A 25871-nucleotide genomic window follows, 5' to 3' on the forward strand; every position below is an offset into this window, starting at 1 on the left:
AGTCATCCATCTCCTCGACAAAACCGGGTCAGCTGGAACGTCGACCTCGCGGTGAAGACACCCCGCCCGGAACTGGTCGCCTCGGCCGGGGGCAGACGCCGGTTCGAGGCGGAGGCGGGCACCTGGGCCGGTCTCGGGCTGCACCCGCACACGGTCAACTGCTCGTACGTCCGGACCGTCGACGGGCTGCCCCGGGTCTTCGCCGAGTGGGTCGACGGCGGCAGCCTCGCCGAGGCCGTCACCGACGGCAGGCTCTACGCGGGCGGCCCGGTCATCGCCCTGCGGCGGATCCTCGACATCGCCGTGCAGATCACGTGGAGCCTGGACCACGCGCACGCCGCAGAGGTATCCGTACGACTCCCCGACAGGACCGTCACTGTGCGTCACGGGCTGGTGCATCGCGACATCAAACCGCAGAATCTGCTGCTCACCGGCGACCGGGAGCGGATGACACTCAAGATCGCGGACTTCGGCCTGGCCAAGGCGTTCGACAGCGCCGGACTGTCCGGGCACACCCTTACCGGCGCCATGGGCGCAAGCCTGGCCTTCATGCCGCGCGGCCAGGTGATCGACTTCAAGTACGCTCGCCCGGAGGCCGATCTGTGGGCCATGATGGCCTGCTTGTACTGGATGCTCACCGGCTCGGCCCCACGTGACCTCCCCGCCCGGCGCCGACCCGGTCGCCGTCGTCCTGCGCGAGCCGCCGGTGCCGGTACGTGACCGATTGCTCTCCCTGCCCCGGCGGCTCGCCGAGCTGATCGATGCCGGTCTCATCGACCGACCCCGGATCACCCTGACCACCGCCTCCGGCCTTCGGAGCGCGATCCGTCAGGCCATGTGAGGCACACCCTCCACTGCAACGGAAGAGGCCTGAGGTCACAAGCCCCTGCGTGGGCATCTGCAACTGCACACGGGCTGTCACCGACCAACATGCGCCTACGGCCCCCGGGCTCGGCCGGCGGGGCATCTTCCGGAAGGTCTACGTACCGTTCCTGACCAGTGCGCATGAGTGAGTCCTGGACCCACTGCTGCGTTCTGGGCGCATCCCGAACGGTTCTGGATGCACTGGGTTCCCGCTTTCGCGTCCCGTTCGGCGGCACGCCTCCAGGGGCGTGGTCCGTTGCGGGTGGACGGGTTCCGCCACGTCCCCGGTTGCCTGGCCCGGCCTGGAGGCCGAGCTAGTAGGCGGCGAAGCGGTCGGCGTTGGTGTCGACGCCGATCAGGCCCCCGGGCGCGGGCGGCCTCCAATGGGATGGTCTTCACGACGGGGCGTCGCCAGGAGGGCCGGCGCCGTGGACGGAGCGAAAGCTCCGCCATGGCCGGACCAGGTGAAGAAAATGCGCGCTGCTGCCGTCGGACGAGGGTGAGTGATCATCCGGGCGGCCTCGACGGGTTTTCGCGGGACGCGGCGGTCAGATGAAGTTCAGCGCGGCCGCCCCGCCCAATCCCCCGAGCACCATGAAGGCCGGCATCAGCACCTTCAGCTCCACCCAGCTGCCGGCCCGGAACCGCATGCCCTTGGGCGGCCCTATCGGGTACCAGCGCCTGCGGCCCAGCGGGATGGGCCACAGGATCGGGCAGCCGGAGACGGTCAGCGCGTCACCGATGTCATGGACGAGGGCGCCGAGCACGATCGGCAGTCCGAGCCACAGATACTCCTGGCCGGGGGCGCTGAACAGCCAGTCCGAGCCGTTCCCCGGCTTGTCCAGGACGCCGGCCAGTATCCAGGCACTGGTCGCGCCGAGCAGCCACACCAGGACGTCGCTGGACATCCGGGCGGCCCGCCACAGCAGCCCTTCGACAGCGAGGACCAGGTGGACGAAGAGGATCGCCAGGACCGCCCACCGACCGCCGGTGATCGCCGCGGCGGAGGCCCCGGCACCGATCAGGACCGCCCACAGCCAGGTGTGCGTCAGGGTCCGGTGGCCGCCGTTCCTGCGCGGGTCGCCGGAGCCCCGGGTCGCCTTGTAGACGGCGTGCGAGAGCTTGTCGACGATCTCGCAGAGTCCCCGGGAGACCGGCCCGAAGGCGCGCGAGATGGTCGCGGACTTGTGGTCGAGGTCCGGGGCGAGCGCGGCTCCGGCGGTGATCAGCGCACCGACGGCGAGGACGGGCCACGGCATCGCGTGGCCGGCGGCGGCCGCCGCCGCGCCCACCCCCAGCCAGGCCGCCGCCCCTGACAGAGAGTGTGCCGGTCCCATCATTGTTCTGCCCGCCCCCAAAGTTGTCCTGCTGCCATTGCCGCCCAGGCACGGCCGAGTTGAGTGGGCAGCGTATCGTCCGTGATCTTCATACAGTCGTCCGGTTCCCTCATCCGGGCGGAAGGCAGGCAAGATGGGGGGCGTGACCCTTATCGATCAGCTGCCCCCGACCGACGACCCCGACGCCCTCTTCGAGGCTTTCTCGTCATGGACCGAGACGCAGGGCATCACCCTCTATCCCGCTCAGGAGGAGGCGCTGATCGAGGTGGTCTCCGGCGCGAATGTGATCCTTTCCACCCCGACCGGCTCCGGAAAGAGCCTGGTCGCGGCGGCTGCGCACTTCACCGCCCTGGCCCAGGACAAGGTCACCTTCTACACCGCACCGATCAAGGCGCTGGTCTCGGAGAAGTTCTTCGACCTGTGCAAGCTGTTCGGTACGGAGAACGTCGGGATGCTCACCGGCGACGCCTCCGTCAACGCCGACGCCCCGGTGATCTGCTGCACGGCCGAGGTCCTGGCCTCCATCGCGCTGCGCGACGGGAAGTACGCCGACATCGGCCAGGTCGTGATGGACGAGTTCCACTTCTACGCCGAGCCGGACCGCGGCTGGGCCTGGCAGATCCCGCTCCTGGAGCTGCCGCAGGCACAGTTCGTCCTGATGTCGGCCACGCTCGGTGACGTCAGGATGTTCGAGGAGGACCTGACCCGCCGCACCGGCCGCCCCACTTCCGTGGTGCGCTCCGCGACCCGGCCGGTGCCGCTCAGTTACGAGTACCGGCTGACCCCGATCACCGAGACCCTCACCGAACTCCTGGAGACCAGGCAGTCGCCCGTCTACATCGTGCACTTCACCCAGGCCGCGGCCGTCGAGCGGGCGCAGTCGCTGATGAGCATCAATATGTGCACCAAGGAGGAGAAGGAGAAGATCGCCGATCTTATCGGCAACTTCCGCTTCACCACCAAGTTCGGCCAGAACCTCTCCCGCTATGTGCGCCACGGCATCGGGGTGCACCACGCGGGCATGCTCCCGAAGTACCGGCGCCTGGTGGAGAAGCTCGCCCAGGCCGGCCTGCTGAAGGTGATCTGCGGTACCGACACCCTCGGCGTCGGCGTCAACGTACCCATTCGCACAGTGCTGTTCACGGCGCTCACCAAGTACGACGGCACCCGCGTCCGTACGCTGCGCGCACGTGAGTTCCACCAGATCGCGGGCCGCGCGGGCCGGGCCGGATTCGATACGGCGGGCTTCGTCGTGGCGCAGGCGCCCGAGCACGTCATCGAGAACGAGAAGGCCGTCAAGAAGGCGGGCGACGACCCGAAGAAGAAGCGCAAGGTGGTCCGTAAGAAGGCCCCCGAGGGCTTTGTCGCCTGGTCGGAGACCACCTTCGACAAACTGATCCAGTCCGATCCGGAGCCGCTGACCTCCCGCTTCCGGGTCACGCACACGATGCTCCTGTCCGTGATCGCGCGCCCCGGCAACGCCTTCGAGGCGATGCGGCATCTGCTGGAGGACAACCACGAGCCGCGCAGGGCGCAGCTGCGTCACATCCGCCGGGCCATCGCGATCTACCGCTCGCTGCTGGACGGCGGTGTCGTGGAGCAGCTCGACAAGCCGGACGCGGAGGGCCGGATCGTCCGGCTCACCGTCGATCTCCAGCAGGACTTCGCGCTCAACCAGCCGCTGTCCACCTTCGCGTTGGCCTCGTTCGACCTGCTGGACCCCGACTCCCCCTCGTACGCGCTGGACATGGTCTCCGTCGTCGAGTCGACGCTCGACGACCCGCGGCAGATCCTCGCCGCCCAGCAGAACAAGGCGCGCGGCGAAGCGGTCGGGCAGATGAAGGCGGACGGAGTCGAGTACGAGGAGCGCATGGAGCTGCTCCAGGACGTCACGTACCCGAAGCCGCTGAGCGAGCTGCTGTGGCATGCCTACGACGTGTACCGCAAGAGCCACCCGTGGGTGGGAGACCACCCCGTGTCGCCGAAGTCCGTGATCCGTGACATGTACGAACGCGCCATGACGTTCACGGAGTTCACCTCCAACTACGAGCTGGCCCGCACCGAGGGCATCGTGCTGCGCTATCTCGCGAGCGCGTACAAGGCTCTTGAGCACACCATCCCGGACGACATCAAGTCCGAGGACCTTCAGGACCTGATCGCCTGGCTCGGCGAGATGGTCCGTCAGGTGGACTCCAGCCTCCTCGACGAGTGGGAGCAGCTCGCCAACCCGGAGGTGGAGACCGCCGAGGAGGCGCAGGAGCGGGCCGACGAGGTGAAGCCGGTCACGGCCAACGCCCGCGCCTTCCGGGTGCTGGTGCGCAACGCGATGTTCCGCCGGGTGGAGCTGGCCGCGCTGGACAAGGTCGCCGCGCTCGGCGAGCTGGACGCAGACGCGGGCTGGGACGAGGACGCGTGGGGCGAGGCGATGGACGCCTACTGGGACGAGTACGAGGATCTGGGCACCGGTCCGGACGCCCGCGGGCCGAAGCTGCTGAAGATCGACGAGGACGCCGCGCACGGCCTGTGGCGGGTCCGGCAGACCTTCGCCGACCCGAACGGCGACCACGACTGGGGCATCAGCGCCGAAATCGATCTGGCGGCCTCCGACGAAGAGGGCCGGGCGGTCGTCAGGGTCACCTCGGTCGGCCAGCTGTGACCGCGCCCGCCGTGCCTACGGCATCCCTGCGAGCGAGCGAGTGGAGACGAACCGCATGACGAACCCCGCCGAGCGCCTGGTCGACCTCCTCGACCTGGAGCGGATCGAGGTCAACATCTTCCGCGGGCGCAGCCCCGAGGAGTCCCTTCAGCGGGTCTTCGGCGGGCAGGTCGCCGGGCAGGCCCTCGTGGCGGCCGGCCGTACCACCGACGGGGACCGGCCTGTCCACTCGCTGCATGCCTACTTCCTGCGTCCGGGGCGTCCGGGTGTGCCGATCGTCTACGACGTCGAGCGCGTCCGGGACGGCCGGTCGTTCACCACCCGCCGGGTCACGGCCGTCCAGCAGGGCCGGACGATCTTCAATCTGACGGCGTCCTTCCACCGGCCGGAGGAGGCGGGCTTCGAGCACCAGCTGCCGCCCGCCCGCGAGGTCCCCGACCCCGAGGGGCTGCCGACCGTCACCGAGGAGGTGCGTGAGCACCTCGGGGCACTTCCGGAGGCGCTCGAGCGCATGGCCCGGCGAACGCCCTTCGACATCCGGTACGTCGACCGGCTGCGCTGGACGCAGGAGGAGACCAAGGGCGCGGACCCGCGCAGCGCGGTCTGGATGCGTGCGGTCGGCCCGCTGGGCGACGATCCGCTGGTGCACACCTGCGCGCTGACGTATGCCAGTGACATGACGCTGCTCGACGCGGTCCGTATCCCGGTGGAGCCGCTCTGGGGACCGCGCGGTTTCGACATGGCGTCGTTGGACCACGCGATGTGGTTCCACCGGCCGTTCCGGGCGGACGAGTGGTTCCTCTACGACCAGGAGTCGCCGATCGCAACAGGTGGACGAGGGCTGGCGCGCGGCCGGATCTACGACCGCGGAGGCAATCTGCTCGTGTCCGTCGTGCAGGAGGGGCTGTTCCGCAGTCTGGGCGATTAGCCCTGTCCGGGCTCAGATGCCGGGGAGCGGGTCCTGCTCGACCTCGTGGCGGCGGCTACGGATGTCCGGGGGCGCCGGGTGCAGTTTGGCGTCGCAGGCGGGGCCGAGGCCGGTGCGGCGTGACTCCGTGCCGGTGAGCGGGCGCCCGCACATGCGGCAGCGCACCACCCGTCGGCGGGCGGTCCGGTCGGCCGGACCGCCGGGCAACGGCTCGACGCCGGATTCGGGAAAGGGTTCAGCGGACTCCACGAATCGATCTTCTCAAGACGCCCGTCTACTCTGCGACTTCCGAACGGCACACAACGGAGGAGTTCGCGGGTGAGCAGCGTGCTGACATTGGAGTCGGTCCCCCGACCGAAGAAGGACAAGCAGGCGAAACAGGACATCACCCCGGACGCAGTCGCACCTATCGGACATGTCGTCAAGTTCGCGGACGAGCCCGGCGGGGAGTCCCGGGTGGTCGCCCATGTGGAGCGCGAACTGCCGCAGGGCGGGATACCCGCGTACCTCGCGGCACGCAAGACGGGTGCGCGTTCCTTCGTCCTGTGGGCCGACCCCGATCGCCGGGCCCGGCTGGCGACCCTGGTCACCACATCCGCGGCCGACGGAGTCGCCACGTACCAGGTGCTGGGCGCGCAGGGTGAGCTCATCGGCACGCTCGTCCGTGAGAAGGCCCTCTCCGGCAAGGGGCTGCGGACCCGCTGGACGGTCGCCCAACCCGGTTGCCCGGAAGCGGTCGGCCTCAAGGGCCGGGTTTTCTGGTGGTACGTGTGGTGGCTGCTGCTCCCCGTCCAGGTGGCCATCTGCGTGGGCAGCCTGCTGAGCGGCAACGGCGACGCGGCGCGCGGGCCGCGGCGGATCATCTGGCGGGCCGGCCAGGAGGTCCCGCTGGAGTTCCGGTCGGACGACGACGAGATCCATGTCCTCGCGCCGTGGGTCGACTGGCGGCTCGCAGCCGCGCTGACGGCGCTGATCCGCACCTTCGACAGCTGGATGGGCACTCCCTGGGACGACAAGCGGCAGTGAGCCGCAGCGGCGGGTGGCGCGCCCGGACCGGTCAGGAGGCGAGGATTCTGGCCTTCTGGGCCGCGAACTCGCTGTCGCTCAGCACTCCTTGGCTCTTGAGGTCACCGAGGTCCTTGAGCTGAGCGATCTTGTTGCTCATCTCGTCCTCCGGCGCAAGAGACGTGGCAGCGGGCGGCGAAGGCGCCGCGGGGGCGGGCTGGGCCTGTGCCTGCGCGGCGTCCTGCCGCGCCCAGCGGCCCGCCTGTCGCCGGGAGACCCGGTTGGAGACCGAGGTGGCGGTTCCGGCGATCACCGCTGTACGGGCGACGCCGCGAAGAAGGCCTGGCATGGTGCATCTCCTTTGTCTGGCTCTGCGGGGCCGGCCGGCCCGACCGAGACCCTGCGGGACGGTCGGCCCGACCGGGGGTCCGCGGGAATCGTGGCCCGACGGGACCGGGAGCGGCTCAGACCGTGGACTCGGCCGCGTCGAGCGAGGCCAGGACCTCCTGGATCGGGATACGCCCGTTGGCGACGAGCCGGCCTCCGGAGCGGCGCAGCGCGGCCGCGAGCGGTCCCGCCCACACGTTCTCGTAGATGAGGATCCCGGCAGCGCTGCCGGGTTCGAGGACCGTGCTCGCCTCGTCGATGTCGTCCTGGCCGAGCAGGCCCGAGGACGCCCCTTCGAACACGGCGAGGTCATCGCCGCCGTCCCCGGTCACCTCGGAGAGTTCCAGGCCCTCGACCGTTCCGTCCTGGTTCTTCCTGACGAAGATCAGATCCATGATCCGGATGATGCCCCGGTCGACCAGGTCGACCAGCAGAGGCAGTCCTTCTCCCGTCATCCGGCTTCCCACCGGGAACTCGATCACCAGGTAGTCGATCGGTCCCGTCTCGTCGCTCTCGCCGCTCACGCCAGCTCCTCAGAATCTCGACTGCCCCGGTTCCGCCGGAGACCACGGCTCTGGCCATTGCAACAGCGGGTGGACCGCAGCGCATCTCGGGCATGGACGTGGGTGACCTGGGCCCCGTTGGGCCATTGGACGGACAGCGGCTCGCTCCCATGGCCGAGTGGTGCGAGCCGTATCCCTCCCGTCCGCCGCCGCCACGGATGGTTGTCGCGCGCGGACGGCCTGCGGGGCGGGCCCGGATTCCTGCGGGGAGGCACAGACGTGACAGCCGACCAGGTGCTGGTGGGCGTGGGACTCATCGTGGTGCTGGCGGTCGGCTCCCAACTGCTGGCGAGCCGGTTGCGTGTGCCCGCACTGCTGATCCTGCTCCCGGTCGGCTTCATCACCGGGGCACTGACGGACAACGTCAATCCCGAGAAGCTGCTGGGCGTCGCCTTCTCGCCACTGGTCTCCCTGGCGGTGGCGGTGATCCTCTACGACGCCGGACTCGGCCTGGACATCAAGAGGCTCCAGGGCCATACGCGGCGCATCGTGGTCCGGCTGATCTGGCTCGGGGCGCTCCTCACCTGGGTGTCCGCCGCCCTGTTCGCCGTGCCGGTGCTGAACATGTCCAAAGGCGCGGCCGTGATGCTGGGCGCGATCCTCGTCGTGTCCGGACCGACGGTCGTCGGGCCGCTGCTCAACTTCGTACGGCCGACCGAGCGACTGCAACGCGTCCTCATCTGGGAGGGCTCCCTGATCGACCCGGTCGGCGGCCTCCTGGCGGCGCTCGTCTTCCATGGCATCGTCGCGGGTGAGCGCCAAGGCATCGGAAGCCGGCTGGCAGAGTTCTCGGCCGGCACCGCGGTGGGTGTGGTGGGCGGCGTGGTCGGGGCATGTGTGCTGTGGCTGCTGCTCCGTCATGTGCGGCTGAGCGAGGAATTGACCACCTCGGTGCAGCTCGCCGCCGTGATCGGCATCGCGGCTGCCTGTGACGCGCTCCGAGACGACACGGGACTCATCTCCGCGGTCGTCATGGGGATGGCCATGGCCAACCTGCCGGACCTGGACATTCCAGCGCGCCGGCCGTTCCTCGACACCCTGGTCTCGCTGATCATCGGTCTGCTGTTCATCTCCATCTCGGCCACGGTCACCCCGGCCTCCCTCCGACATGTGGTGCTGCCGGCACTCGCCCTGGTCGCCCTCCTGGTGTTGCTGATCAGACCGCTCGTGGCGCTCGTGGCGACCGCCGGCACCGATGTCCGCGGCGGGGAACGGTGGTTCATCGGGTGGATGGCTCCGCGTGGCATCGTCGCCGCGGCGACCGCCTCCACGTTCTCGGCCACTCTGGTGACACAGGGCATCGACGGCGCCGAGCGGATTCTGCCCGCCACTTTCCTGGTGATCGTCGCCACCGTCATGCTGTACGGCCTGACGGCGTTTCCCGTCGCCCGGCGGCTCGGGGTGCTGCGCCCCGCACGGTCCCGGCCGCTTCTGGTGGGCGGTGCGCCCTGGGCGGTCGACCTGGGGCGCGCCCTGAGTTCGGCTGGTCTGGACGTGCTGATGTGGGCGGGTGCCGGCCGCCAGCGGACGCGGATCGAGGCGGCCGGGCTGCCCCTGGCACCGGGCGAGCTGCTGGCGGCGGCCACCGGTGCCGGGGCGGAGCTGGAGGGAATCACCGGCGTGCTGCTGCTCACCGAGGACGACGACTTCAACGCACTCGCCTCCATGACCCTGCGGGAGAGCGTCGAAGGTCCGGTCCACCGCCTCGGGCCGCCCGCCGACAGCCAGGGCGTGATGGCGCCGTACACCGGGGGCGAGGCCCTCTTCGGTGCGGGGCTGACCGGTCCGGAGCTGGCCCGGCGGTACGAGGCCGGGGCCCGGGTGGTGGCCCACCGGGTCGACGGAGCCGTCCCGGCCGGGTACGACGTGCTGTTCGTCGTCCGCCCGGACGGGCGGCTCGCCCCGGTCACGAACACCCGCATCCCGACTGCGCATCCGGGAGACGTCGCCGTCCTGCTGAGTCCCCCGTCCAGGCAGCTGTCGGCCTGATGGCGGCCGTCTTCAGCGGCGCTCCCGGTCGCGCGCCTCGTCGAGGGTTCGTCCCGGTGCAATCCACCATCCGTCCGGCGTCCGGTGATCGCCCGATGTGGCCTCGCCGACGCGGCACCCCGGGCTCCCGATGTCAGTGTGATGCGCGAACCGTCCAGATGATGCCGGAACCGGGCCGACCCGCGATGATCGGACGGAGGACGCACGGTGCAGAGCAGTCAGGAGGGTCTCGGATGCCCCAGGACACCACCTCGATCCTCCGTACCGCACCGCACGCGACACCAGAACAGCGAGCGGCTAGTGGCAAGGCGGCCCGGCGTGGCACGCCACGCTCCAGCCATGCCGAGTTCGAGCCGCCGGCGGACCGGCCGGACCCCCTGGGCATCCTTGAGGCACAATCCGCGACCAGAGTGCCCGAATTCGTCCCGATCCGCTACGGACGGATGACCGAGTCACCGTTCCGCTTCTACCGGGGCGCCGCCGCGATCATGGCCTCCGACCTGGCCACCACCCGGGACTCCGGGATCAGGGCCCAACTGTGCGGGGACGCCCACCTGCTGAACTTCGGGCTGCTGGCCTCGCCCGAGCGGAACCTGCTGTTCGACATCAACGACTTCGACGAGACGCTGCCCGGCCCCTGGGAGTGGGACGTCAAACGGCTGGCGACCAGCTTCGTCGTCGCGGGACGGGCGAACGGTTTCACGGACAGGGAACGCGCGGACATCGTGCTGGCCACGGTGAGGTCGTACCGGGAGTCGATGGTCCGGTTCGCCGGTATGCGCAACCTCGACGTCTGGTACGCGCGGATCGACATCGACGGCCTGCGGACCCTGACGTCCGGACAGCTGGCGAAGCGAGGCCGCAGGAACCTGGCCCGCACCGCGTCGAAGGCGCGCAGGCGGGACAGTCTGCAGGCCTTCGACAGACTCACCGAGACGGTGGACGGACGGCCGCGGATCGCCGCGGACCCGCCGCTGCTCGTACCGGTCGCCGATCTGCTCCCGGATGTGGAGCGCGAAGTGCTCCAGGAACTCTTCCGCGGGCTGATCGGGCGCTACGGCCGCAGCCTCCCGTCGGACCGTCGGACCCTGCTGGCGGACTTCCGGTTCGTGGACATGGCGCGCAAGGTGGTCGGCGTGGGCAGCGTCGGCACGCGTTGCTGGATCCTCCTCCTGCTCGGCAGGGACGGCGACGACCCGCTCCTCCTCCAGGCCAAAGAGGCCGGCACCTCGGTGCTCGCGCCGCACGCCGGCGCGAGCATCTACCGGCACCAGGGCGAGCGGGTGGTCGCCGGACAACGGCTGATGCAGGCAGCAAGCGACATCTTCCTCGGCCATGCGCGGGTCGACGGGATGGACGGCCGGCGCCGCGATTTCTACGTACGCCAGCTGCGCGACTGGAAGGGCAGAGCAGAGCCGGAGGACATGGTGCCGGCCGGCATGCGGGCGTTGGGCGAGGTCTGCGGCACCACACTGGCCCGCGCCCATGCGCGATCCGGCGACCGGATCGCGATCGCCGCCTACCTGGGGCGCGGCCATGCGTTCGACCGTGCGCTGACGTACTTCGCCGAGAAGTACGCCGACCAGAACGAGCGGGACCACCGGGCGCTCGTCGACGCGATACGCGCGGGCCGGTTTCCCTCTGCCGGGAACGCCTGAGGCATCCGACGGCATCACGCGTGCTCACATCGGAGGCCCGCCTTTGCCGTTGTGCCCCCGTGGGCGGTGGCCCAAGCGAATGGCCGTAGGGAAATCACCACCCGCACACAGCGGGGGCACCGCGGCCACGTGACCGCATTGTGCTAACTCCTTGTGGAGGCTTGCGGAACAGCGTGTTCCAGATGGGTTCCGACGCTGAGGAGACAACGATCATGCCGGCCACCACCACGGCGCCGCCGGACCCCTTCACACTGATCCGCACCCGCGCCTACGTCATGCTCCTCGTGGTGGCGGCGCTTCTCGGAATCCCGATCTCGGCGATGGCGTTCGGCTTCCTCGCCCTCGTCGACAGACTCCAGTCGCTCACCTACGACGACCTGCCCAGGGCGCTGGGCTTCACCGGCACGCCCTCCTGGTGGCCGGTGCCGCTGCTCGCCGCGGCCGGCCTGCTGGTCGGGCTGACCGTCCGCCACCTCCCCGGGAAGGGCGGCCACCGGCCCGCCGACGGTCTCGTGAACACGGGGGCGCCCTCGGCGGTGGAGCTGCCCGGCATCGCATTCGCGGCGCTCGCCTCACTCGGTGTCGGGGCCGTGCTCGGTCCCGAGGCGCCGCTCATCGCGCTCGGCGGCGGTCTGGCCGTGTACGCGGTGCGTCTGGTCAAGCCCGGCATCAGCCCCAAGGCGAGTACCGTGGTGGGAGCCGCGGGGAGCTTCGCCGCCATCAGCGCACTGCTGGGGTCTCCGCTCCTGGGCGCCTTTCTCCTGATGGAGGCCTCGGGACTGGCCGGGATGTTGCTCGGGATGGTCCTGGTGCCGGGGCTGCTCGCCGCCGGCATCGGGGCCCTCATCTTCACCGGTCTCGGCTCATGGACCGGTCTCGGGACGTACTCCCTGGCTCTCCACCATGTGCCCCACGCCGCGGAGCCCGACATCGCGCAGTTCGGCTGGGCAGTCGTGCTGGGCCTCGCGGCAGCCATCACCGGCGCGGGCATTCAGCGGCTCGCCCTGTTCCTTCAGGCTCGGGTCGAGCGACGGACGGTGGTGGCCACCGTGGTCATGGGCCTGGTCGTCGGTCTGGTGGCTTTCGTGTACGCGCAGGGCACGGGAAGGGACGCATCCGGGGTGCTGTTCTCCGGGGAGAGCGCGCTCGACCCGCTGCTCTCCCAGAGCGCGGGCTACTCGGTTGCCGCGCTCCTGGTGCTCGTCCTGTGCAAGGCGCTGGCGTACTGCGCGTCCTTGAGCAGCTTCCGGGGAGGCCCCGTCTTTCCGGCGATGTTCGTAGGAGCGGCGGGCGGGCTCGCGCTGTCCCATCTCCCCGGGCTGAATCCGACGTCGGGCTTCGCGATGGGCATCGGTGCGATGTGCGTGGCGATGCTGAAGCTGCCGATGACCTCGGTGCTGCTGGCCACCTTGCTGCTGGGGTCCGAGGGCCTCACCGTCATGCCCTTGGTGATCGTCTCGGTCGTGGTCTCCTATGTCGTCACGCTCAGGCTCGCTCCGTCATCGGCCGCCCTGCCTCCGGCACCCGACGCTCCGACGGGTGCCGGCTCCCGACCGGACCGAGGATGACGGGCAGGCCGTGGCCTCAGGCCCCTTCCTCCTCCTGCGGACCCGCGCAGAGCGCCCAGAGAATGAAGACGTTGATGGCGATGAGCACGATGGCCCAGAACGGGTAGAAGGGCAGCCACAGGAAGTTGGCGAGTGCACTCAGGCCTGCGAGCACGATACCCACGACGCGTGCCCATGCGGCCCCGGTGAGCAGCGCACAGCCGGCGAGGACTATGACGATGCCCAGAATGAGGTGGATCCAGCCCCAGCCGGTGAGGCTGAACTGGAACACATAGTTGCGTGTGGCGACGAAGAGGTTGTCCTTGGCGATGGCGGCGATCCCTTCAAAGATCGCCATCGCTCCGCCGAAGATCATCAGAACCGCCGCGAAGGTGGTCCAGCCGTACCGGAAGGGATGATGCGAACTCGGGGTGGCGTCGCGCGCCACACTCGGCCCGGTGCTTGCACTGGCCATATCGGCCTCCTCGAGTAGCAGAGCAGCCCGGCAGACCCGAGTGGGCCCGCCGAGACCTCCCCGAACAAGCGTGGCACGACAGCACACGGTCAGCAGAACAACCACGTACGGCTGTCGCCCATGACACAGCTTTCTCCGATCAGGGATATTGTCTCTGTCGTGAGAGAATTCGAAGGGGCGGAGCCCGGCACCGTCGACGCCCGGCTCGCCGCGCGGCTGGGCGAACTGCGTACCGAACGCGGCTGGTCGCTGGATGAGCTGTCCCGGCGCAGCGGGGTGAGCCGCTCCACGCTGTCCCGGCTGGAGCGCGGCGAGTTGAGCCCGACCGCCTCCCTTCTCGGCAAGTTGTGCACGGTCTACGAGCGGACGATGTCCCGGCTGCTGATGGAGGTGGAGGCGGAACCACCGCAACTGGTTCCCGCCGCGCGGCAACCGGTGTGGCGGGACGAGGCGTCGGGCTTCGTACGCCGCTCGGTCTCGCCGCCGCACACCGGTCTGCGCGCGGAGGTCATCGAAGGCACTCTCGACGCCGGGGCCGCCATCGCGTACGAGAACGCGCCGGTGTCCGGTGTGGAGCAGCATGTCTGGGTGCTGGAGGGGACGGTCGAGATCACCGTCGACGGCACCGTGCACACCGTGCGCAGCGGCGACTGTCTGCGCTTCCGGCTGCGCGGCCCTTCGCGCTTCCACTGCCCGGGGCCGGAGCAGGTCCGCTACGCACTGATGATCGTCCTGCCGTGAATGTCGTGAAGCCGTGAAAGGACCCGTCTCATGACCGAGATCGTCCCGGTCTCCGGACCCGAACTGATCACCTACGCCGATGAGTTGGCCGCCCTCCTGGTGGAGACCGTCGACGGCGGATCGTCGGTGGGATTTCTCGCGCCGCTGGACCGTGACGTGGCCGCCGCCTGGTGGCGGGAGAGGGCCGGGGCCGTCGATGCGGGACACCTTCAGGTCTGGATCGCCCGGGACGCGGAACGGCCGGCCGGGACCATCGGCCTGGTCCGGGCTCCGCTGCCGAACGCCCGTCACCGTGCGGAGGTGGCCAAGCTGATGGTCCGTCCGTCGGCCCGCGGCCAGGGTCTCGGCAGGTCGCTGCTCGCCGCCGCCGAGCGGTCGGCCGCCGAAGCGGGAGTCACACTGCTGGTGCTGGACACCGAGAGCGGCAGTCCTGCCGAACGGCTCTACCGTTCGGCGGGCTGGGCGGAGTGCGGATCGATTCCGGACTACGCCAGTGACCCGGCGGGGTTCCTGAAGCCGACAACCCTCTACTACAAAGCGGTCGGCTCCGCGCAGAGAGCACCGGATCGGCCGGCGAGCCCGTCCACCTCCTCGCAGGCAACACCCTTCGGCTGAATCCGTGCGATCGGGATCGTGCCGATCAACTTGCCGGCGTGACAATGGCTGTGGCAGTCACCCTCACAAGGAGAACCACATGACGCTGTACGACATCCCCCTGCGTACGCTCACCGGCGAGCCCACCTCCCTGGCCGACTACCGCGGCCGGGCGGTCCTGTTGGTGAACGTCGCGTCGAAGTGCGGACTCACCCCGCAGTACGCGGGCCTGGAACGACTCCAGAAGGAGTACGCGGACCGCGGCTTCACCGTGCTCGGCGTGCCGTGCAACCAGTTCGCCGGTCAGGAGCCGGGGAGCGCGGAGGAGATCCAGACCTTCTGCTCGACGACGTACGGCGTCAGCTTCCCGCTGCTGGAGAAGACCGACGTGAACGGAGAAGGGCGCCACCCGCTCTATGCCGAGCTGACCGGACTCACGGACGAGGACGGCGAGGCCGGTGACGTCCAGTGGAACTTCGAGAAGTTCCTCATCTCGCCTGCGGGCGAGCCGGTCGCGCGCCTGCGCCCGCGCACGGAGCCGGAGGCCCCGGAGCTCATCGCAGCCATCGAGTCCCAGCTGCCCGGCTGACCGGTTCCCTCCTCGATACCGGACGGCCGCTTTGCGCTCGATCGCCGGACGGGCCGGAATTTCAGCCCGCCCGGCGATCGAGGACAGCCGGCGCCGGGGTGCGGGCCGCACGTGCGTGAATCGTGCCCACCCCCCCCTCCCCGCGCTAGCGGATCGGCATGCCCGAGAGGGTGCGGGCGATCACCAGGCGCTGGATCTCGCTCGTGCCCTCGAAGATCGTGTAGATCGCCGCGTCCCGGTGCATCCGCTCCACCGGGTATTCACGAGTGAAGCCGTTGCCGCCGAGGATCTGCACGGCCTGCGCGGTGACCTTCTTCGCCGTCTCGCTCGCGTACAGCTTGGACATGGAACCCTCGGCCGAGGTGAACGGCTTTCCGGTGGTCGCCATCCAGGAGGCGCGCCAGACCAGCGGCCGGGCCGCGTCGATCTGGGTACGCATGTCGGCGAGCTGGAAGGCGACGCCCTGGTTGTCGATGATCGGCCGGCCGAACTGGGTACGGGTCTTCGCGTAGTCCAGCGCGACCTCGTACGCGGCACGGGCGGTGCCGACCGCCATGGCACCGACCGCGGGGCGGGAGGCCTCGAAGGTGGCCATCGCCGCGTTCTTCACCCGCTCGCCGCCGGACGCGGCGCTCTCGCGGGCCCGCGCCAGGCGCTGGTCGAGCTTCTCCTTGCCGCCGAGCAGGCAGTGGCCGGGGACACGGACGTCCTCGAGGACGACCTCGGCGGTGTGCGAGGCACGGATGCCGTGCTTCTTGAACTTCTGGCCCTGGGAGAGGCCGGGGGTGTTCGGCGGCACGATGAACGAGGCGTGCCCCTTGGAGCCGAGCTCCGCGTCGACCACGGCGACGACGACATGGACGCCCGCGATGCCGCCGTTGGTCGCCCAGGTCTTGGTGCCGTTCAGGACCCACTCGTCCTTGGCCTGGTCGTACACCGCGCGGGTGCGCATCGACGCGACGTCGGAACCCGCGTCCGGCTCTGAGGAGCAGAAGGCGGCGACCTTCACATCGTCGACGTCGCCGTACATCTGCGGGATCCAGGTGCCGATCTGCTCCTCGGTGCCGTTGGCGAGGACGCCCACGGCCGCCAGGCCCGTACCGACGATCGACAGGGCGATGCCCGCGTCCCCCCAGAAGAGCTCCTCCAACGCCATCGGGATGCCGAGGCCCGTCGGGTCGAAGAACTGCTGGGCATAGAAGTCGAGGGAGTAGATGCCGACCTTGGCCGCCTCCTGGATGACGGGCCAGGGCGTTTCCTCACGCTCGTCCCACTCCGAAGCCGCCGGCCGGATCACATCCGCGGCGAAGCCGTGAAGCCAGTCACGGACCTGCTTCTGATCATCGTTGAGTTCGAGCGTGAACTCGGCCATGTTCCCCTCCACGTGCTGCCCTGAAAAACCAATCGTTACTTGCGGTAACCGCAGTCTGTTACCGGCAAGTAGCCTCTGTCAACCACTCGGTTGCCGATCCGCACCTCGCAGGGCAGGGTGTTACGTTGCGCAGGCAGGACGCAATTGCATGGCCAGGGGTGGGGAGAGGCGACATGGAGACCACACGACAGGCCGAGCGCCAGCGGACAGCGGCCGAGAGCCGCCGCCGAGAGCTGCTCGAGGCCGCCGACCGCGTGGTGCTCAGGGACGGGCCGGGCGCCTCGATGAACGCCATCGCGGCGGAGGCCGGAATCACCAAGCCCATCCTCTACCGGCACTTCGGCGACAAGGGCGGCCTCTACCGCGCCCTCGCCAAGCGCCACACCGATGCCCTGCTCATCGCTCTGCGGGCCGCGCTCGACGCACCCGCCGAGCGCCGTCGGCGCGTGGAGTCGACGCTCGACACCTATCTCGCGGCGATCGAGGCCCGCCCGCAGGTCTACCGCTTCCTGATGCACCCGTCCGACGACTCGGCACCCTCGACCGAGCAGGGCTTCGATGTCGGAAGGCACTCCGCACCGCTGCTGCGCCGGCTCGGCGAGGAGCTCGCCCTGGTGATCGCCGAGCGGGTGGACCTGGGCCCGGACAGCGAGGCCATGGCCCGCATCTGGGGTCACGGCATCGTCGGCATGATGCACGCCGCGGGCGACTGGTGGCTGGGGGAACGCCCTTGCTCCCGCGAGCAGTTGGTGCGCAGCCTGGCGGATCTGCTGTGGGGCAGGCTGGCCGAAGCGGGCGACCGCCCCGGCGGCCCGGGATTCTGAGGGTCTGTGCGGTCAGCCGCCCGGCGCCCAGGGCGCCCGGCGGGCCGCGCGCAGCGCTCTCGCCCGGCGCAGCCCGGTCAGCCGGTCCGTGTACACCATGCCTTCGAGGTGGTCGCACTCGTGCTGCAGGCAACGGGCGAAGAAGCCGGTGCCGGTGACCCGTACCGGCTCGCCCTCGACCGTCACGCCCTCGACGACGGCACGGTCGAAGCGCGGGGTGCCGGCCTCGATGCCGGGCAGCGAAAGACAGCCCTCCGGGCCGCGTAGGGTGATGCCGTCCGCCTCGACCAGTTTCGGGTTGACGAGATGCCCGAGGTGACGGACGTCGTCGTCGTCCGGGCAGTCGTAGACGAACACCCGCAGCGGAACGCCGACCTGATTGGCCGCGAGTCCGACCCCCTGGGCCGCGTACATGGTGGCGTACATGTCCTCGACGAGGCGGGCGAGCGAGGGGCCGAAGTCCGTTACGGGTTCGCAGGCACCGTGCAGCACCGGATCACCGAGCAGACTCATGGCACGAATCAGTCCGGAACTGCCGGGGATCGGGCGGTTTCGCATGGAGGCAATCGTACGTTCCACGTGACCTCCACCTTCCCGGCGGTGCCGCGGTGCGGTCGCCGCGCCGGACATCGATAGGCTGGGCGCGGACCGATGCAAGGAGGATCTAGGACGATGGCAGGCAACACGGAGCCGCTGTCGCCGCGGGCCAAGCTGGCCGTGACGGCGGGTAAGGCCGCGGCAGCGGTGTCGCGCGCTGCGGGGCGCGGCAGCGGATCGGTGATCGGCGGCCGGGTGGCGCTCAAGCTCGACCCCGACCTGCTGGGGCGGCTGGCGCAGCACCTGGACGTGATCCTCGTGTCGGCGACGAACGGCAAGACGACGACGACCCGGCTCATCGCCGAGGCACTGCGGGCTGCGGGCCCGGTCGTGTCGAACGCGCTCGGGGCGAACATGCCGGCGGGCATCACCTCGGCGCTGGCAGGCGGCTCGGACGCGAAGTACGGCGTGATAGAGGTCGACGAGAAGTACCTCGCCGGGGTCGCTCGCGACACGACGCCCAAGGTGATCGCGCTGCTCAACCTCTCCCGCGACCAGCTGGACCGCGCCGCGGAGACCAGGATGCTCGCGGAGAAGTGGCGTGAGGGGCTGTCCGGCTCGAAGGCCGTGATCGTCGCCAACGCCGACGACCCGCTGATCGTCTGGGCGGCGTCCTCCTCCCCCAATGTGGTGTGGGTCGCGGCCGGCCAGGCGTGGAAGGACGACGCCTGGTCCTGCCCGTCCTGCGGCGGTGTGATGCAGCGTCCCGGCGACGACTGGTTCTGCGGCGAGTGCGGATTCCGCCGCCCCGCCCCCAGCTGGGTGCTGCACGGCGACTACGTCCTGGACCCGCACGGTTCGGCGTGGCCGATCCACCTCCAGCTGCCCGGCCGCGCCAACAAGGCCAACGCCACCAGCTCCGCCGCCGTGGCCGCCGTCTTCGGTGTGCCGCCGCAGGTCGCGCTGGAGCGCATGTACCAGGTGCAGGCCGTCGCGGGCCGCTACGACGTGGTCAGCTTCCTCGGCCGTGAGCTGCGGCTGCTGCTGGCGAAGAACCCGGCGGGCTGGCTCGAAACGTTTTCCCTGATCGACCCGCCGCCCACCCCGGTGATCCTCTCCGTCAACGCCCGTGGCGCGGACGGCACGGACACCTCCTGGCTGTGGGACGTGGACTACACCCAGCTCGCCGGTCACCCGATCTTCGTGCTCGGCGACCGCAAGCTGGACCTCGCGGTCCGTCTCGAAGTCGCCGGTCTCGACTTCCAGGTCTGCGAGAACCTCGACGAGGCCGTGCAGCAGGCCCCGCCCGGCCGTATCGAGGTCATTGCCAACTACACCGCCTTCCAGGACCTGCGCCGTCGTGTCGGCAACTGACCCCGGCCCCGGCCACCTCCGGAGAGGACGAAGAATGAGCAACAACGGTCTGCGTCTGGTCTGGGTCTACCCCGACCTCCTCAGCACCTACGGCGACCAGGGCAATGCGCTCGTGGTGGAGCGCCGGGCCCGCCAGCGCGGTCTCGATGTGCAGCGCGTCGACGTCCGCAGCGATCAGCCGGTCCCGACGTCCGGCGACATCTATCTGATCGGCGGCGGTGAGGACCGGCCACAGCGCCTCGCCGCGGAGCGGTTGCGCCGCGACGGCGGGCTCAGCCGGGCCGCGTCCAACGGCGCGATCATCTTCTCGGTCTGCGCCGGTTACCAGATCCTCGGCCATGAGTTCATCAACGACCTGGGTGAGCGCGAGCCCGGTCTGGGGCTGCTCGACGTGGTCTCCACCCGCGGCGAGGGCGCCCGGTGCGTCGGTGACGTACTGGCCGACATCGACCCGCGCCTCGGCCTGCCGCCGCTGACCGGTTTCGAGAACCACCAGGGCATCACCCATCTCGGCCCGACGGCAAGGCCGTTCGCCCGGGTGCAGCTCGGCGGGGGCAACGGCACCGGCGACGGCACCGAGGGTGCGTACAACGACACCGTCTTCGGTACGTACATGCACGGGCCCGTGATGGCGCGCAACCCGCTGATCGCGGATCTGCTGCTGAAGCTTGCCCTCGATGTCAACGCCCTGCCGCCGACGGACGACCGCTGGTACGAGGCGCTGCGCGCCGAGCGCATCGCCTCGGCGACACAGCCCGCCTGATGAGGCACATTTCGCTCAGCTGAGCGGCGTCCAGCAGGCGGACGCCCGGTTCGGTCCCGCCACCCTGCGCCGGTAGGGTGGCGGGGATCCAACCGGACGACGTGGTCCGGTCGTCGGCCCACGTTGCAAAGGTTTCCCGGGCAATGCGAATTGGTGTTCTCACCTCCGGCGGCGACTGCCCCGGCCTCAACGCCGTCATCCGTTCCGTCGTGCATCGCGCGGTGGTCGACCACGGCGACGAGGTCATCGGCTTCCACGACGGGTGGAAGGGTCTCCTCGAGTGTGACTACCGCAAGCTCGACCTCGAAGCGGTCGGCGGCATCCTCGCCCGCGGCGGTACGATCCTCGGCTCCTCCCGGGTCCAGCCCGCCCATCTGCGGGGTGGCGTCGAACAGGCCAGGAGCCATGTCGCCGATCTCGGCCTCGACGCGATCATCCCCATCGGCGGCGAGGGCACTCTCAAGGCGGCCAATCTGCTCTCCGAGGCGGGCCTGCCGATCGTCGGCGTACCGAAGACGATCGACAACGACATCGCCTCCACCGATGTGACCTTCGGCTTCGACACCGCCGTCGGTGTCGCCACCGAAGCCCTCGACCGGCTGAAGACCACCGCCGAATCCCACCAGCGGGTGCTGATCGTCGAGGTCATGGGCCGCCACACCGGCTGGATCGCCCTGCACTCGGGCATGGCGGCCGGTGCGCACGCCATCGTCGTGCCGGAGCGCCCCTTCGACATCGACGAGCTGACCGAGCTGGTCGGCAAGCGCTTCTCGGCCGGCAAGAAGTTCGCGATCGTCGTCGTCGCCGAGGGCGCCAAGCCGCGCCGGGGCGGCTCCATGGAATTCGAGCAGGGCACCAAGGACATCTACGGGCACGAGCGGTTCGCCGGCGTGGCCACGCAGCTCTCCGTCGAGCTGGAGCAGCGCCTGGGCAAGGAGGCCCGCCCGGTGATCCTCGGCCATGTGCAGCGCGGCGGCACCCCGACCGCGTACGACCGTGTTCTCGCCACCCGTTTCGGCTGGCACGCGGTGGAGGCCGCGCACCGCGGCGAATTCGGCATGATGACGGCGCTGCGCGGCACGGACATCGCGATGGTGCCGCTGGGTGAGGCCGTGGAGACCCTCAAGACGGTCCCGGCCGAGCGCTACGCCGAGGCGGAGTGCGTGCTCTGAGCGACCCCCTGTCCGACGAACTGCCCCCGGCCGCAGCTGCGGCCGGGGGCAGTTCTACTCTGGTCGGGACAACCGGCACGAAACGGGGATGTCCCCAGCGGGAGTGAACAGATGGATCACAGCGGGCACGGCATGAACATGGATCTGCCGCCGTTCACGCTGGGACGCGGGCTCCAATTCTCCGCGGACCCGTTCTTTCTCATCGGCTGCGTGCTCGCCATCGGCCTGTACGGGTACGCCGTGGTGCGGCTGCGCAGGCGCGGGGACAGCTGGCCGGTCGGCCGGATCGTCTTCTTCGTCGTCGGTGTGCTGTCCATCGCCCTGGTGATGTGCACCAAGCTGAACGACTACGGCATGGTCATGTTCAGCGTGCACATGGTGCAGCACATGGTGATCAGCATGCTGTCGCCGATCCTGCTGCTGCTGGGCGCTCCGGTGACTCTGGCGCTGCGTGCGCTCCCGGTCGCGGGACGTGACCGCACCGGCCCGCGCGAGCTGCTGCTCATGCTGCTGCACAGCCGGTACATGAGGATCATCACGCATCCGGTCTTCACGATTCCGCTCTTCATCGCCAGCTTGTACGCGCTGTACTTCACCCCCCTCTTCGACTTCCTGATGGGTTCGAAGACCGGGCACGTCGCGATGATGGTGCACTTCCTCGCGGTCGGTCTGGTGTTCTTCTGGCCGATCATGGGCGTCGACCCGGGGCCGCACCGGCCCGGCTATGTGATGCGGATGCTGGAGCTGTTCGCGGGGATGCCGTTCCACGCGTTCTTCGGTATCGCGCTGATGATGGCGACATCCCCGATGGTGGAGACGTACAAGAATCCGCCGGCGTCGCTCGGCATCGACGCTCTGAGCGATCAGAACTGGGCGGGCGGTATCGCCTGGGCATTCAGCGAGATCCCGTCGGTGCTGGTGCTGATCGCGCTGGTCTTCCAGTGGTACCGCTCCGAGCAGCGGACGGCGAAGCGCTCCGACCGGGCGGCCGACCGGGACGGGGACCAGGAGCTGCAGGCGTACAACGCCTATCTCGCCTCGTTGCAGGCGCGCGGGCAGTAGCGGTGGGCATGCCTCCGGGGTGACGATGGCATCCACGGCCGCGCGGCCGACGAGGAGGGTGCGGGCATGTCCGGATCCACGAAGACCATGGGAGTGATCACCGTGGCGGCCCTGGTGGCGGTCACCGGCTACACGGTGGCGCTGGGGAGCAGCGGCTGGCTCTGGTTCGGATGGGTGGTGCTCGGTCTGATCACCCTGGGGATGGCTGCGACGCACGAGTCCTGAGCCGGGTGGGTCACCCGGCTCAGGCCGGCCGGGCTCAGAAGCGGAAGACCGGTCCGGTGACCGCGTCCATCACGCAGGCGTTGGGGAACGTCCGTTGCCAGCTGACGGGGCGCCCGTCCCGGTTGCCGGTGGCGGTGGCCGTCACCGGGTCGTACCCCTCGATGCACAGACGCGGGCTGCCGGGCAGGGCGTCCAGATCACCTTCCGCCCAGTCGATCGCCGCACAGGCGGCGGCCGCATGGGGGTGATGGGCGTCCGGAGCGGGCGGGCAGAACAGTGCGACGCCACGGATCCAGGTGTTCTCGCTGCCCGAGACGGTGAGGAGGAGCCCACGGTCCGGCACCGGGTCATTGGACTCGGCGGCTGCGGCAGGCACCGCGACGGTGAGAGTGAGCAGGGCAGCGGTGGCGAGAGCGACGCGCAGGCGCATCGGAGAACTCCTGTGGCTCGAGGGATCCGGGGCGTCCCGGGGATGGACCGGGTGCGTCTCAGGCATCCTGGACGGCCCGCATTCGGGAACCCGGCAAGATGACCTTTCACGTTCGCACCGGGCAAGAGCCGCGCCGCGGGTCCCACCCTCCGGAGTCAGTCGGCGGGTCGGGCGACATCCGGTACGCCACAGCCGAGCCCGGCTCAGCCGACCAGCGGTGGCGGTCACTGACATCACGCGCGCTCCGCTTCTGCCCGGCCGGGCAGGTATCACCGTGGCCACCGCGATCGCCTGCCCGCGACCGGCAGCAAGGGCAGACGGTCACCTTCACCGCACCGGCCAAGGCCGGCACGTACCCATGCATCTGCACCACTCACCCTTGCATGAACGGTTCACTCACTGTCCGATGGCGCGCGCGAAATCCCGTGCGGGCGCAACACACGGGCGCGCCTCGTGTCACCAGCAGTTGCGTGCCGTGGGCCGGCCGCCCCCGGGCGCCGGTCCTTCGTTCATCAACACCTACCAGCGCGGCGCGCAGGAGTCGGTGTGGGAGACCATCCCGCAGCCCACCACCGACCCCTTCAAGTACGGCGGCCCCAACGGCTGTCTCGATCTGCTCGTCGGCGACCGGAACTACGCAAAGCAGTGGAAGTACACGAACGCGCCGGACGCCGACGCCCGCGCGGTCCAGGCCGCCGCGGCCCCGAAGACGGGTGCCGAGCGGTACCCGGAAGTCGGCTTCACCGGAGCTGCCCCGCCGGTCCGGGGGCCGACCACTGCCTGGAGGTCGGTTTCAGCAGCGGCGCGCCGGCACCGGGAGCCTCCGCCGGGGAGATCCAGCTGCGGCTGGACAAGACCGACTGGTCCAACTTCGACGAGGCCGACGACTACAGCCGTGGAACCAATACGGCCTACGCCGACGCTTCGGGAATCGCCGTCCATGCGGGCGGCACTCTCTCCTGGGGCACCGCTCCCTGACCGGGTCTCCCCGTCGCCGTCCGTGTGGGCAGTGACGGGGCGAGGGCCGGGCGAGGGCCGGGCGAGGGACACGCCCGGCACGATCCGCCCCCTGTCGCTCTCCCGGCAGGGGGCGGCCGGTGTTTCTCAGGCGGGCTGAATCCCGGGACGGCCCGCCTCGGTCACGAGCGAGGTGCGCGTCGAGACAGGGGCGCCGGGGGTGGTGACGTACGGGAGGACACGGAAGTCGGCGCGGCAGCTCTCCTTGGTCAGCGAGCAACGTACGTATCCGCGCTGGAAGTTGGTGAACTTGATGTGCTCGTTCGCCGCGAGCAGCCTGGCCCCGGAGGGGTCCAGGTCCACCCCGTCCTTCGTGGTGGAGATGGACGAACCGACGAACTCGACGCCGAGTGTGGGCGATTCGGGGTCGTCGAAGTTCTGCTTGAGATCTGCGGCGAGGTGACGGTGCATGTCACCGGTGAGTACGACGGGGTTGCTCACGCTGCGGTCGGTGATCTCTTTGAACAGCCGCCTGCGTGCGTCCGCATAGCCGTCCCAGAAGTCCATCACGAATGCCTGGCCGGGGCCGGGGTCGGTGTCGACCTGGGTCACGGGGATCTGCTGGGAGATCATGTTCCACGTCGTGTCCGACCGTCCGAGGCCGCGGTGGAGCCACTGCTCCTGTTCCGGTCCGAGGATGGTGCGGCCGGGTGTCAGCCGTTCGTCGCAGCCGCTCCTGGTGCCGTCGCCGCAGGGCTGGTCGTCGCGGAATAGCCTGGTGTCGAGGATATGGAACGTGGCCATCCGCCCGTAACGCAGGCTGCGGTACATCCGGGCCTCGAAGCCGTTCGGCTTGTTCGGCAGCCTCAGCGGCAAATGTTCGTAGTACGCCTGGAAGGCGGCCGCGGCGCGTTGCCGGAAGACTGCCGGGTCCTGGTCGGGTTCGGTGTCGGCCTTGGACCTGTCGCGCGCCCAGTTGTCCTCGACCTCGTGGTCGTCCCAGACGACGGCGAACGGGTGGACCCGGTGGGCGGCGATGAGGTCGGGGTCGAAGCGGTGGAGGGCGTGGCGGTTGCGGTACTGGACGAGGTCCATCGGCTCGGGGCGCAGTTCGGCGGCTACAGGGACGTTGCGTACGCCGCCCATCGCGTCGATGGCGTTCTCGTAGATGTAGTCGCCGAGGTGCAGGACCAGGTCGACGTCCTCCTCGGCAAGATGCCGGTAGGCGGTGTAGAAGCCTTCGAACCACGCCTGGCAGGAGACGAAGGCGAAGTCGAGTTCCTTGGGACGGCTGTGCGGCGGGGGTGCGGTGCGGGTGCGGCCGACGGGGCTGTGCACACCGCCGGCACGGAAGCGGTAGTAGTAGTGCCTGCCCGGCTGCAGACCGGATACCTCGACGTGGACGGAGTGGGCGAGTTCGGGCACCGCGCGGGTCCGTCCCCGGCGTACGACGGATCGGAAGCGTTCGTCGCGGGCGACCTCCCACTGGACGTCGACGGAGTACGGTGGCATGCCTCCGGCCCCGTCGGGGGCGAGGGGCTGGGGTGCGAGGCGGGTCCACAGTACGAATCCGTCCGGCCATGGGTCGCCGGAGGCGACTCCCAGGGCGAACGGGTCGTCGTGGAAGGGGGCGTCACCCCAGGCGTTGCCCGCCGACAGGCCGGCCGCGGCAAGGGCCATCCCGACCGTTCCGCCGAGCATCGCCCGTCTGCCGAACCCTCCGGTGCCGCCTGGCCCACTGTTCATTTGCATGAGACTCGTCCCTTCGTCGGGCGGGATCCCGTGCGGTACGAGGTGGGATCGACGCGTGAATTCACGTCCG

Annotated in this window: 26 protein-coding genes and 2 pseudogenes; 19 read left to right on the forward strand and 9 right to left on the reverse strand. The window is 69.9% G+C overall.

What is annotated here, in order from left to right; all coding sequences use genetic code 11:
- The first annotated feature begins 51 nt into the window (after positions 1-51).
- Both IEZ15_RS29520 and IEZ15_RS46485 read left to right on the forward strand, forming a co-directional pair.
- Positions 52-720 carry a protein kinase domain-containing protein gene (locus tag IEZ15_RS29520; protein WP_229846169.1) on the forward strand — a complete coding sequence of 223 codons (669 nt, stop codon included), beginning with the start codon at positions 52-54 and terminating at the stop codon, positions 718-720.
- Entirely contained in the window at positions 707-841 is a 135-nt protein-coding gene (locus tag IEZ15_RS46485; protein WP_268250441.1) for a hypothetical protein, read from the forward strand. The genes IEZ15_RS29520 and IEZ15_RS46485 overlap by 14 nt, the downstream gene beginning before the upstream one ends.
- A gap of 571 nt (positions 842-1412) precedes the next feature.
- Here IEZ15_RS46485 and IEZ15_RS29525 read toward each other — a convergent pair.
- Positions 1413-2204, reverse strand: coding sequence for a metal-dependent hydrolase (locus IEZ15_RS29525; protein ID WP_189280119.1), 792 nt, complete (start codon positions 2202-2204; stop codon positions 1413-1415).
- A gap of 139 nt (positions 2205-2343) precedes the next feature.
- On the opposite strand from IEZ15_RS29525, the gene IEZ15_RS29530 reads away from it, so the two are divergent.
- Complete coding sequence (locus tag IEZ15_RS29530) at positions 2344-4857, forward strand: DEAD/DEAH box helicase (protein ID WP_189280120.1); 2514 nt, start codon at positions 2344-2346, stop codon at positions 4855-4857.
- A gap of 55 nt (positions 4858-4912) precedes the next feature.
- On the forward strand, positions 4913-5785 hold the full coding sequence (locus tag IEZ15_RS29535; protein WP_189280121.1) for an acyl-CoA thioesterase: 873 nt from the start codon (positions 4913-4915) through the stop codon (positions 5783-5785).
- A 12-nt stretch (positions 5786-5797) separates the two neighbouring features.
- On the opposite strand, the gene IEZ15_RS29540 is transcribed toward IEZ15_RS29535, so the two are convergent.
- Positions 5798-6034 carry a DUF6011 domain-containing protein gene (locus IEZ15_RS29540; protein WP_114243234.1) on the reverse strand — a complete coding sequence of 79 codons (237 nt, stop codon included), beginning with the start codon at positions 6032-6034 and terminating at the stop codon, positions 5798-5800.
- A gap of 69 nt (positions 6035-6103) precedes the next feature.
- Here IEZ15_RS29540 and IEZ15_RS29545 point away from each other — a divergent pair, with 69 nt between their 5' ends.
- A complete protein-coding gene (locus IEZ15_RS29545) occupies positions 6104-6811 on the forward strand; it encodes a hypothetical protein (RefSeq protein ID WP_229846170.1) in 708 nt (235 codons plus the stop codon).
- 31 nt (positions 6812-6842) lie between these two features.
- Here the strand turns inward: IEZ15_RS29545 and IEZ15_RS29550 are convergent, their stop codons facing one another.
- Together IEZ15_RS29550 and IEZ15_RS29555 are read right to left on the reverse strand one after the other, a co-directional pair.
- The gene (locus IEZ15_RS29550) at positions 6843-7139 is read right to left on the reverse strand and encodes an SHOCT domain-containing protein (RefSeq protein ID WP_114243235.1); all 297 of its coding nucleotides are present in this window, start codon (positions 7137-7139) and stop codon (positions 6843-6845) included.
- A gap of 115 nt (positions 7140-7254) precedes the next feature.
- Positions 7255-7701: a DUF6325 family protein gene (locus IEZ15_RS29555; RefSeq protein WP_189280122.1), complete on the reverse strand. Its 447-nt coding sequence runs from the start codon at positions 7699-7701 to the stop codon at positions 7255-7257.
- A gap of 258 nt (positions 7702-7959) precedes the next feature.
- Between IEZ15_RS29555 and IEZ15_RS29560 the strand changes: the two genes are divergently transcribed.
- The 3 genes from IEZ15_RS29560 to IEZ15_RS29570 all read left to right on the forward strand — a co-directional run bounded on the left by IEZ15_RS29560 (position 7960) and on the right by IEZ15_RS29570 (position 12955).
- Positions 7960-9729, forward strand: a complete 1770-nt coding sequence (locus tag IEZ15_RS29560) for a cation:proton antiporter (RefSeq protein ID WP_189280123.1) — start codon at positions 7960-7962, stop codon at positions 9727-9729.
- A 233-nt stretch (positions 9730-9962) separates the two neighbouring features.
- The gene (locus IEZ15_RS29565) at positions 9963-11387 is read left to right on the forward strand and encodes a DUF2252 domain-containing protein (RefSeq protein WP_189280124.1); all 1425 of its coding nucleotides are present in this window, start codon (positions 9963-9965) and stop codon (positions 11385-11387) included.
- A gap of 182 nt (positions 11388-11569) precedes the next feature.
- A complete protein-coding gene (locus IEZ15_RS29570; protein WP_229846171.1) occupies positions 11570-12955 on the forward strand; it encodes a chloride channel protein in 1386 nt (461 codons plus the stop codon).
- 16 nt (positions 12956-12971) lie between these two features.
- On the opposite strand, the gene IEZ15_RS29575 is transcribed toward IEZ15_RS29570, so the two are convergent.
- Complete coding sequence (locus IEZ15_RS29575; RefSeq protein ID WP_189280125.1) at positions 12972-13409, reverse strand: DUF7144 family membrane protein; 438 nt, start codon at positions 13407-13409, stop codon at positions 12972-12974.
- A 120-nt stretch (positions 13410-13529) separates the two neighbouring features.
- Here IEZ15_RS29575 and IEZ15_RS29580 point away from each other — a divergent pair, with 120 nt between their 5' ends.
- The 3 genes from IEZ15_RS29580 to IEZ15_RS29590 all read left to right on the forward strand — a co-directional run bounded on the left by IEZ15_RS29580 (position 13530) and on the right by IEZ15_RS29590 (position 15333).
- On the forward strand, positions 13530-14150 hold the full coding sequence (locus IEZ15_RS29580; RefSeq protein WP_189280126.1) for a helix-turn-helix domain-containing protein: 621 nt from the start codon (positions 13530-13532) through the stop codon (positions 14148-14150).
- 30 nt (positions 14151-14180) lie between these two features.
- Complete coding sequence (locus tag IEZ15_RS29585) at positions 14181-14765, forward strand: GNAT family N-acetyltransferase (protein WP_114243240.1); 585 nt, start codon at positions 14181-14183, stop codon at positions 14763-14765.
- Positions 14766-14844: 79 nt separating this feature from the next.
- Entirely contained in the window at positions 14845-15333 is a 489-nt protein-coding gene (locus IEZ15_RS29590) for a glutathione peroxidase (RefSeq protein ID WP_189280127.1), read from the forward strand.
- Between the two features lie 145 nt (positions 15334-15478).
- Here the strand turns inward: IEZ15_RS29590 and IEZ15_RS29595 are convergent, their stop codons facing one another.
- Complete coding sequence (locus IEZ15_RS29595) at positions 15479-16705, reverse strand: acyl-CoA dehydrogenase family protein (protein WP_189280128.1); 1227 nt, start codon at positions 16703-16705, stop codon at positions 15479-15481.
- A gap of 173 nt (positions 16706-16878) precedes the next feature.
- Between IEZ15_RS29595 and IEZ15_RS29600 the strand changes: the two genes are divergently transcribed.
- Positions 16879-17529 (forward strand): TetR/AcrR family transcriptional regulator, encoded by a 651-nt coding sequence (locus IEZ15_RS29600; protein WP_189280129.1) that lies wholly within the window; start codon positions 16879-16881, stop codon positions 17527-17529.
- A gap of 12 nt (positions 17530-17541) precedes the next feature.
- Here the strand turns inward: IEZ15_RS29600 and def are convergent, their stop codons facing one another.
- Complete coding sequence (gene def, locus IEZ15_RS29605; protein ID WP_189280130.1) at positions 17542-18087, reverse strand: peptide deformylase; 546 nt, start codon at positions 18085-18087, stop codon at positions 17542-17544.
- 114 nt (positions 18088-18201) lie between these two features.
- Between def and IEZ15_RS29610 the strand changes: the two genes are divergently transcribed.
- The 5 genes from IEZ15_RS29610 (at position 18202) to IEZ15_RS29630 (ending at position 22662) form a co-directional block, all read left to right on the forward strand.
- Positions 18202-19440 carry a Mur ligase family protein gene (locus IEZ15_RS29610; RefSeq protein WP_189280131.1) on the forward strand — a complete coding sequence of 413 codons (1239 nt, stop codon included), beginning with the start codon at positions 18202-18204 and terminating at the stop codon, positions 19438-19440.
- 34 nt (positions 19441-19474) lie between these two features.
- Positions 19475-20203, forward strand: coding sequence for a type 1 glutamine amidotransferase (locus IEZ15_RS29615; protein WP_114243244.1), 729 nt, complete (start codon positions 19475-19477; stop codon positions 20201-20203).
- Between the two features lie 143 nt (positions 20204-20346).
- Complete coding sequence (locus IEZ15_RS29620) at positions 20347-21375, forward strand: 6-phosphofructokinase (protein WP_114243245.1); 1029 nt, start codon at positions 20347-20349, stop codon at positions 21373-21375.
- A gap of 111 nt (positions 21376-21486) precedes the next feature.
- Positions 21487-22437: a cytochrome c oxidase assembly protein gene (locus IEZ15_RS29625; protein WP_189280132.1), complete on the forward strand. Its 951-nt coding sequence runs from the start codon at positions 21487-21489 to the stop codon at positions 22435-22437.
- Between the two features lie 66 nt (positions 22438-22503).
- The gene (locus IEZ15_RS29630) at positions 22504-22662 is read left to right on the forward strand and encodes a hypothetical protein (protein WP_189280133.1); all 159 of its coding nucleotides are present in this window, start codon (positions 22504-22506) and stop codon (positions 22660-22662) included.
- Between the two features lie 34 nt (positions 22663-22696).
- Here the strand turns inward: IEZ15_RS29630 and IEZ15_RS29635 are convergent, their stop codons facing one another.
- Positions 22697-23092, reverse strand: a complete 396-nt coding sequence (locus IEZ15_RS29635; protein ID WP_189280134.1) for an SSI family serine proteinase inhibitor — start codon at positions 23090-23092, stop codon at positions 22697-22699.
- A gap of 487 nt (positions 23093-23579) precedes the next feature.
- On the opposite strand from IEZ15_RS29635, the pseudogene IEZ15_RS29640 reads away from it, so the two are divergent.
- Together IEZ15_RS29640 and IEZ15_RS29645 are read left to right on the forward strand one after the other, a co-directional pair.
- Positions 23580-23789, forward strand: a pseudogene (locus tag IEZ15_RS29640) (glycoside hydrolase family 48 protein); the annotation flags it as partial.
- A 59-nt stretch (positions 23790-23848) separates the two neighbouring features.
- A pseudogene (locus tag IEZ15_RS29645) lies at positions 23849-24070 on the forward strand (cellulose binding domain-containing protein); the annotation flags it as partial.
- Between the two features lie 126 nt (positions 24071-24196).
- Here IEZ15_RS29645 and IEZ15_RS29650 read toward each other — a convergent pair.
- Positions 24197-25795, reverse strand: coding sequence for an alkaline phosphatase D family protein (locus IEZ15_RS29650; RefSeq protein WP_229846173.1), 1599 nt, complete (start codon positions 25793-25795; stop codon positions 24197-24199).
- Positions 25796-25871 lie beyond the last annotated feature (76 nt).

It is taken from the genome of Streptomyces atratus, assembly GCF_014648655.1.
Lineage (GTDB): Bacteria > Actinomycetota > Actinomycetes > Streptomycetales > Streptomycetaceae > Streptomyces > Streptomyces atratus.

What these genes read in the sequence shown, in the direction of transcription:
- IEZ15_RS29525 (WP_189280119.1), bottom strand. Translation starts at nt 2,204, where the DNA reads ATGATGGGACCGGCACACTCTCTGTCAGGGGCGGCGGCCTGGCTGGGG.
- IEZ15_RS29535 (WP_189280121.1), top strand. Translation starts at nt 4,913, where the DNA reads ATGACGAACCCCGCCGAGCGCCTGGTCGACCTCCTCGACCTGGAGCGG.
- IEZ15_RS29550 (WP_114243235.1), bottom strand. Translation starts at nt 7,139, where the DNA reads ATGCCAGGCCTTCTTCGCGGCGTCGCCCGTACAGCGGTGATCGCCGGA.
- IEZ15_RS29565 (WP_189280124.1), top strand. Translation starts at nt 9,963, where the DNA reads ATGCCCCAGGACACCACCTCGATCCTCCGTACCGCACCGCACGCGACA.
- IEZ15_RS29570 (WP_229846171.1), top strand. Translation starts at nt 11,570, where the DNA reads ATGGGTTCCGACGCTGAGGAGACAACGATCATGCCGGCCACCACCACG.
- IEZ15_RS29575 (WP_189280125.1), bottom strand. Translation starts at nt 13,409, where the DNA reads ATGGCCAGTGCAAGCACCGGGCCGAGTGTGGCGCGCGACGCCACCCCG.
- IEZ15_RS29580 (WP_189280126.1), top strand. Translation starts at nt 13,530, where the DNA reads ATGACACAGCTTTCTCCGATCAGGGATATTGTCTCTGTCGTGAGAGAA.
- IEZ15_RS29585 (WP_114243240.1), top strand. Translation starts at nt 14,181, where the DNA reads ATGACCGAGATCGTCCCGGTCTCCGGACCCGAACTGATCACCTACGCC.
- IEZ15_RS29590 (WP_189280127.1), top strand. Translation starts at nt 14,845, where the DNA reads ATGACGCTGTACGACATCCCCCTGCGTACGCTCACCGGCGAGCCCACC.
- IEZ15_RS29595 (WP_189280128.1), bottom strand. Translation starts at nt 16,705, where the DNA reads ATGGCCGAGTTCACGCTCGAACTCAACGATGATCAGAAGCAGGTCCGT.
- IEZ15_RS29600 (WP_189280129.1), top strand. Translation starts at nt 16,879, where the DNA reads ATGGAGACCACACGACAGGCCGAGCGCCAGCGGACAGCGGCCGAGAGC.
- def (WP_189280130.1), bottom strand. Translation starts at nt 18,087, where the DNA reads ATGCGAAACCGCCCGATCCCCGGCAGTTCCGGACTGATTCGTGCCATG.
- IEZ15_RS29610 (WP_189280131.1), top strand. Translation starts at nt 18,202, where the DNA reads ATGGCAGGCAACACGGAGCCGCTGTCGCCGCGGGCCAAGCTGGCCGTG.
- IEZ15_RS29615 (WP_114243244.1), top strand. Translation starts at nt 19,475, where the DNA reads ATGAGCAACAACGGTCTGCGTCTGGTCTGGGTCTACCCCGACCTCCTC.
- IEZ15_RS29620 (WP_114243245.1), top strand. Translation starts at nt 20,347, where the DNA reads ATGCGAATTGGTGTTCTCACCTCCGGCGGCGACTGCCCCGGCCTCAAC.
- IEZ15_RS29625 (WP_189280132.1), top strand. Translation starts at nt 21,487, where the DNA reads ATGGATCACAGCGGGCACGGCATGAACATGGATCTGCCGCCGTTCACG.
- IEZ15_RS29630 (WP_189280133.1), top strand. Translation starts at nt 22,504, where the DNA reads ATGTCCGGATCCACGAAGACCATGGGAGTGATCACCGTGGCGGCCCTG.
- IEZ15_RS29635 (WP_189280134.1), bottom strand. Translation starts at nt 23,092, where the DNA reads ATGCGCCTGCGCGTCGCTCTCGCCACCGCTGCCCTGCTCACTCTCACC.
- IEZ15_RS29650 (WP_229846173.1), bottom strand. Translation starts at nt 25,795, where the DNA reads ATGAACAGTGGGCCAGGCGGCACCGGAGGGTTCGGCAGACGGGCGATG.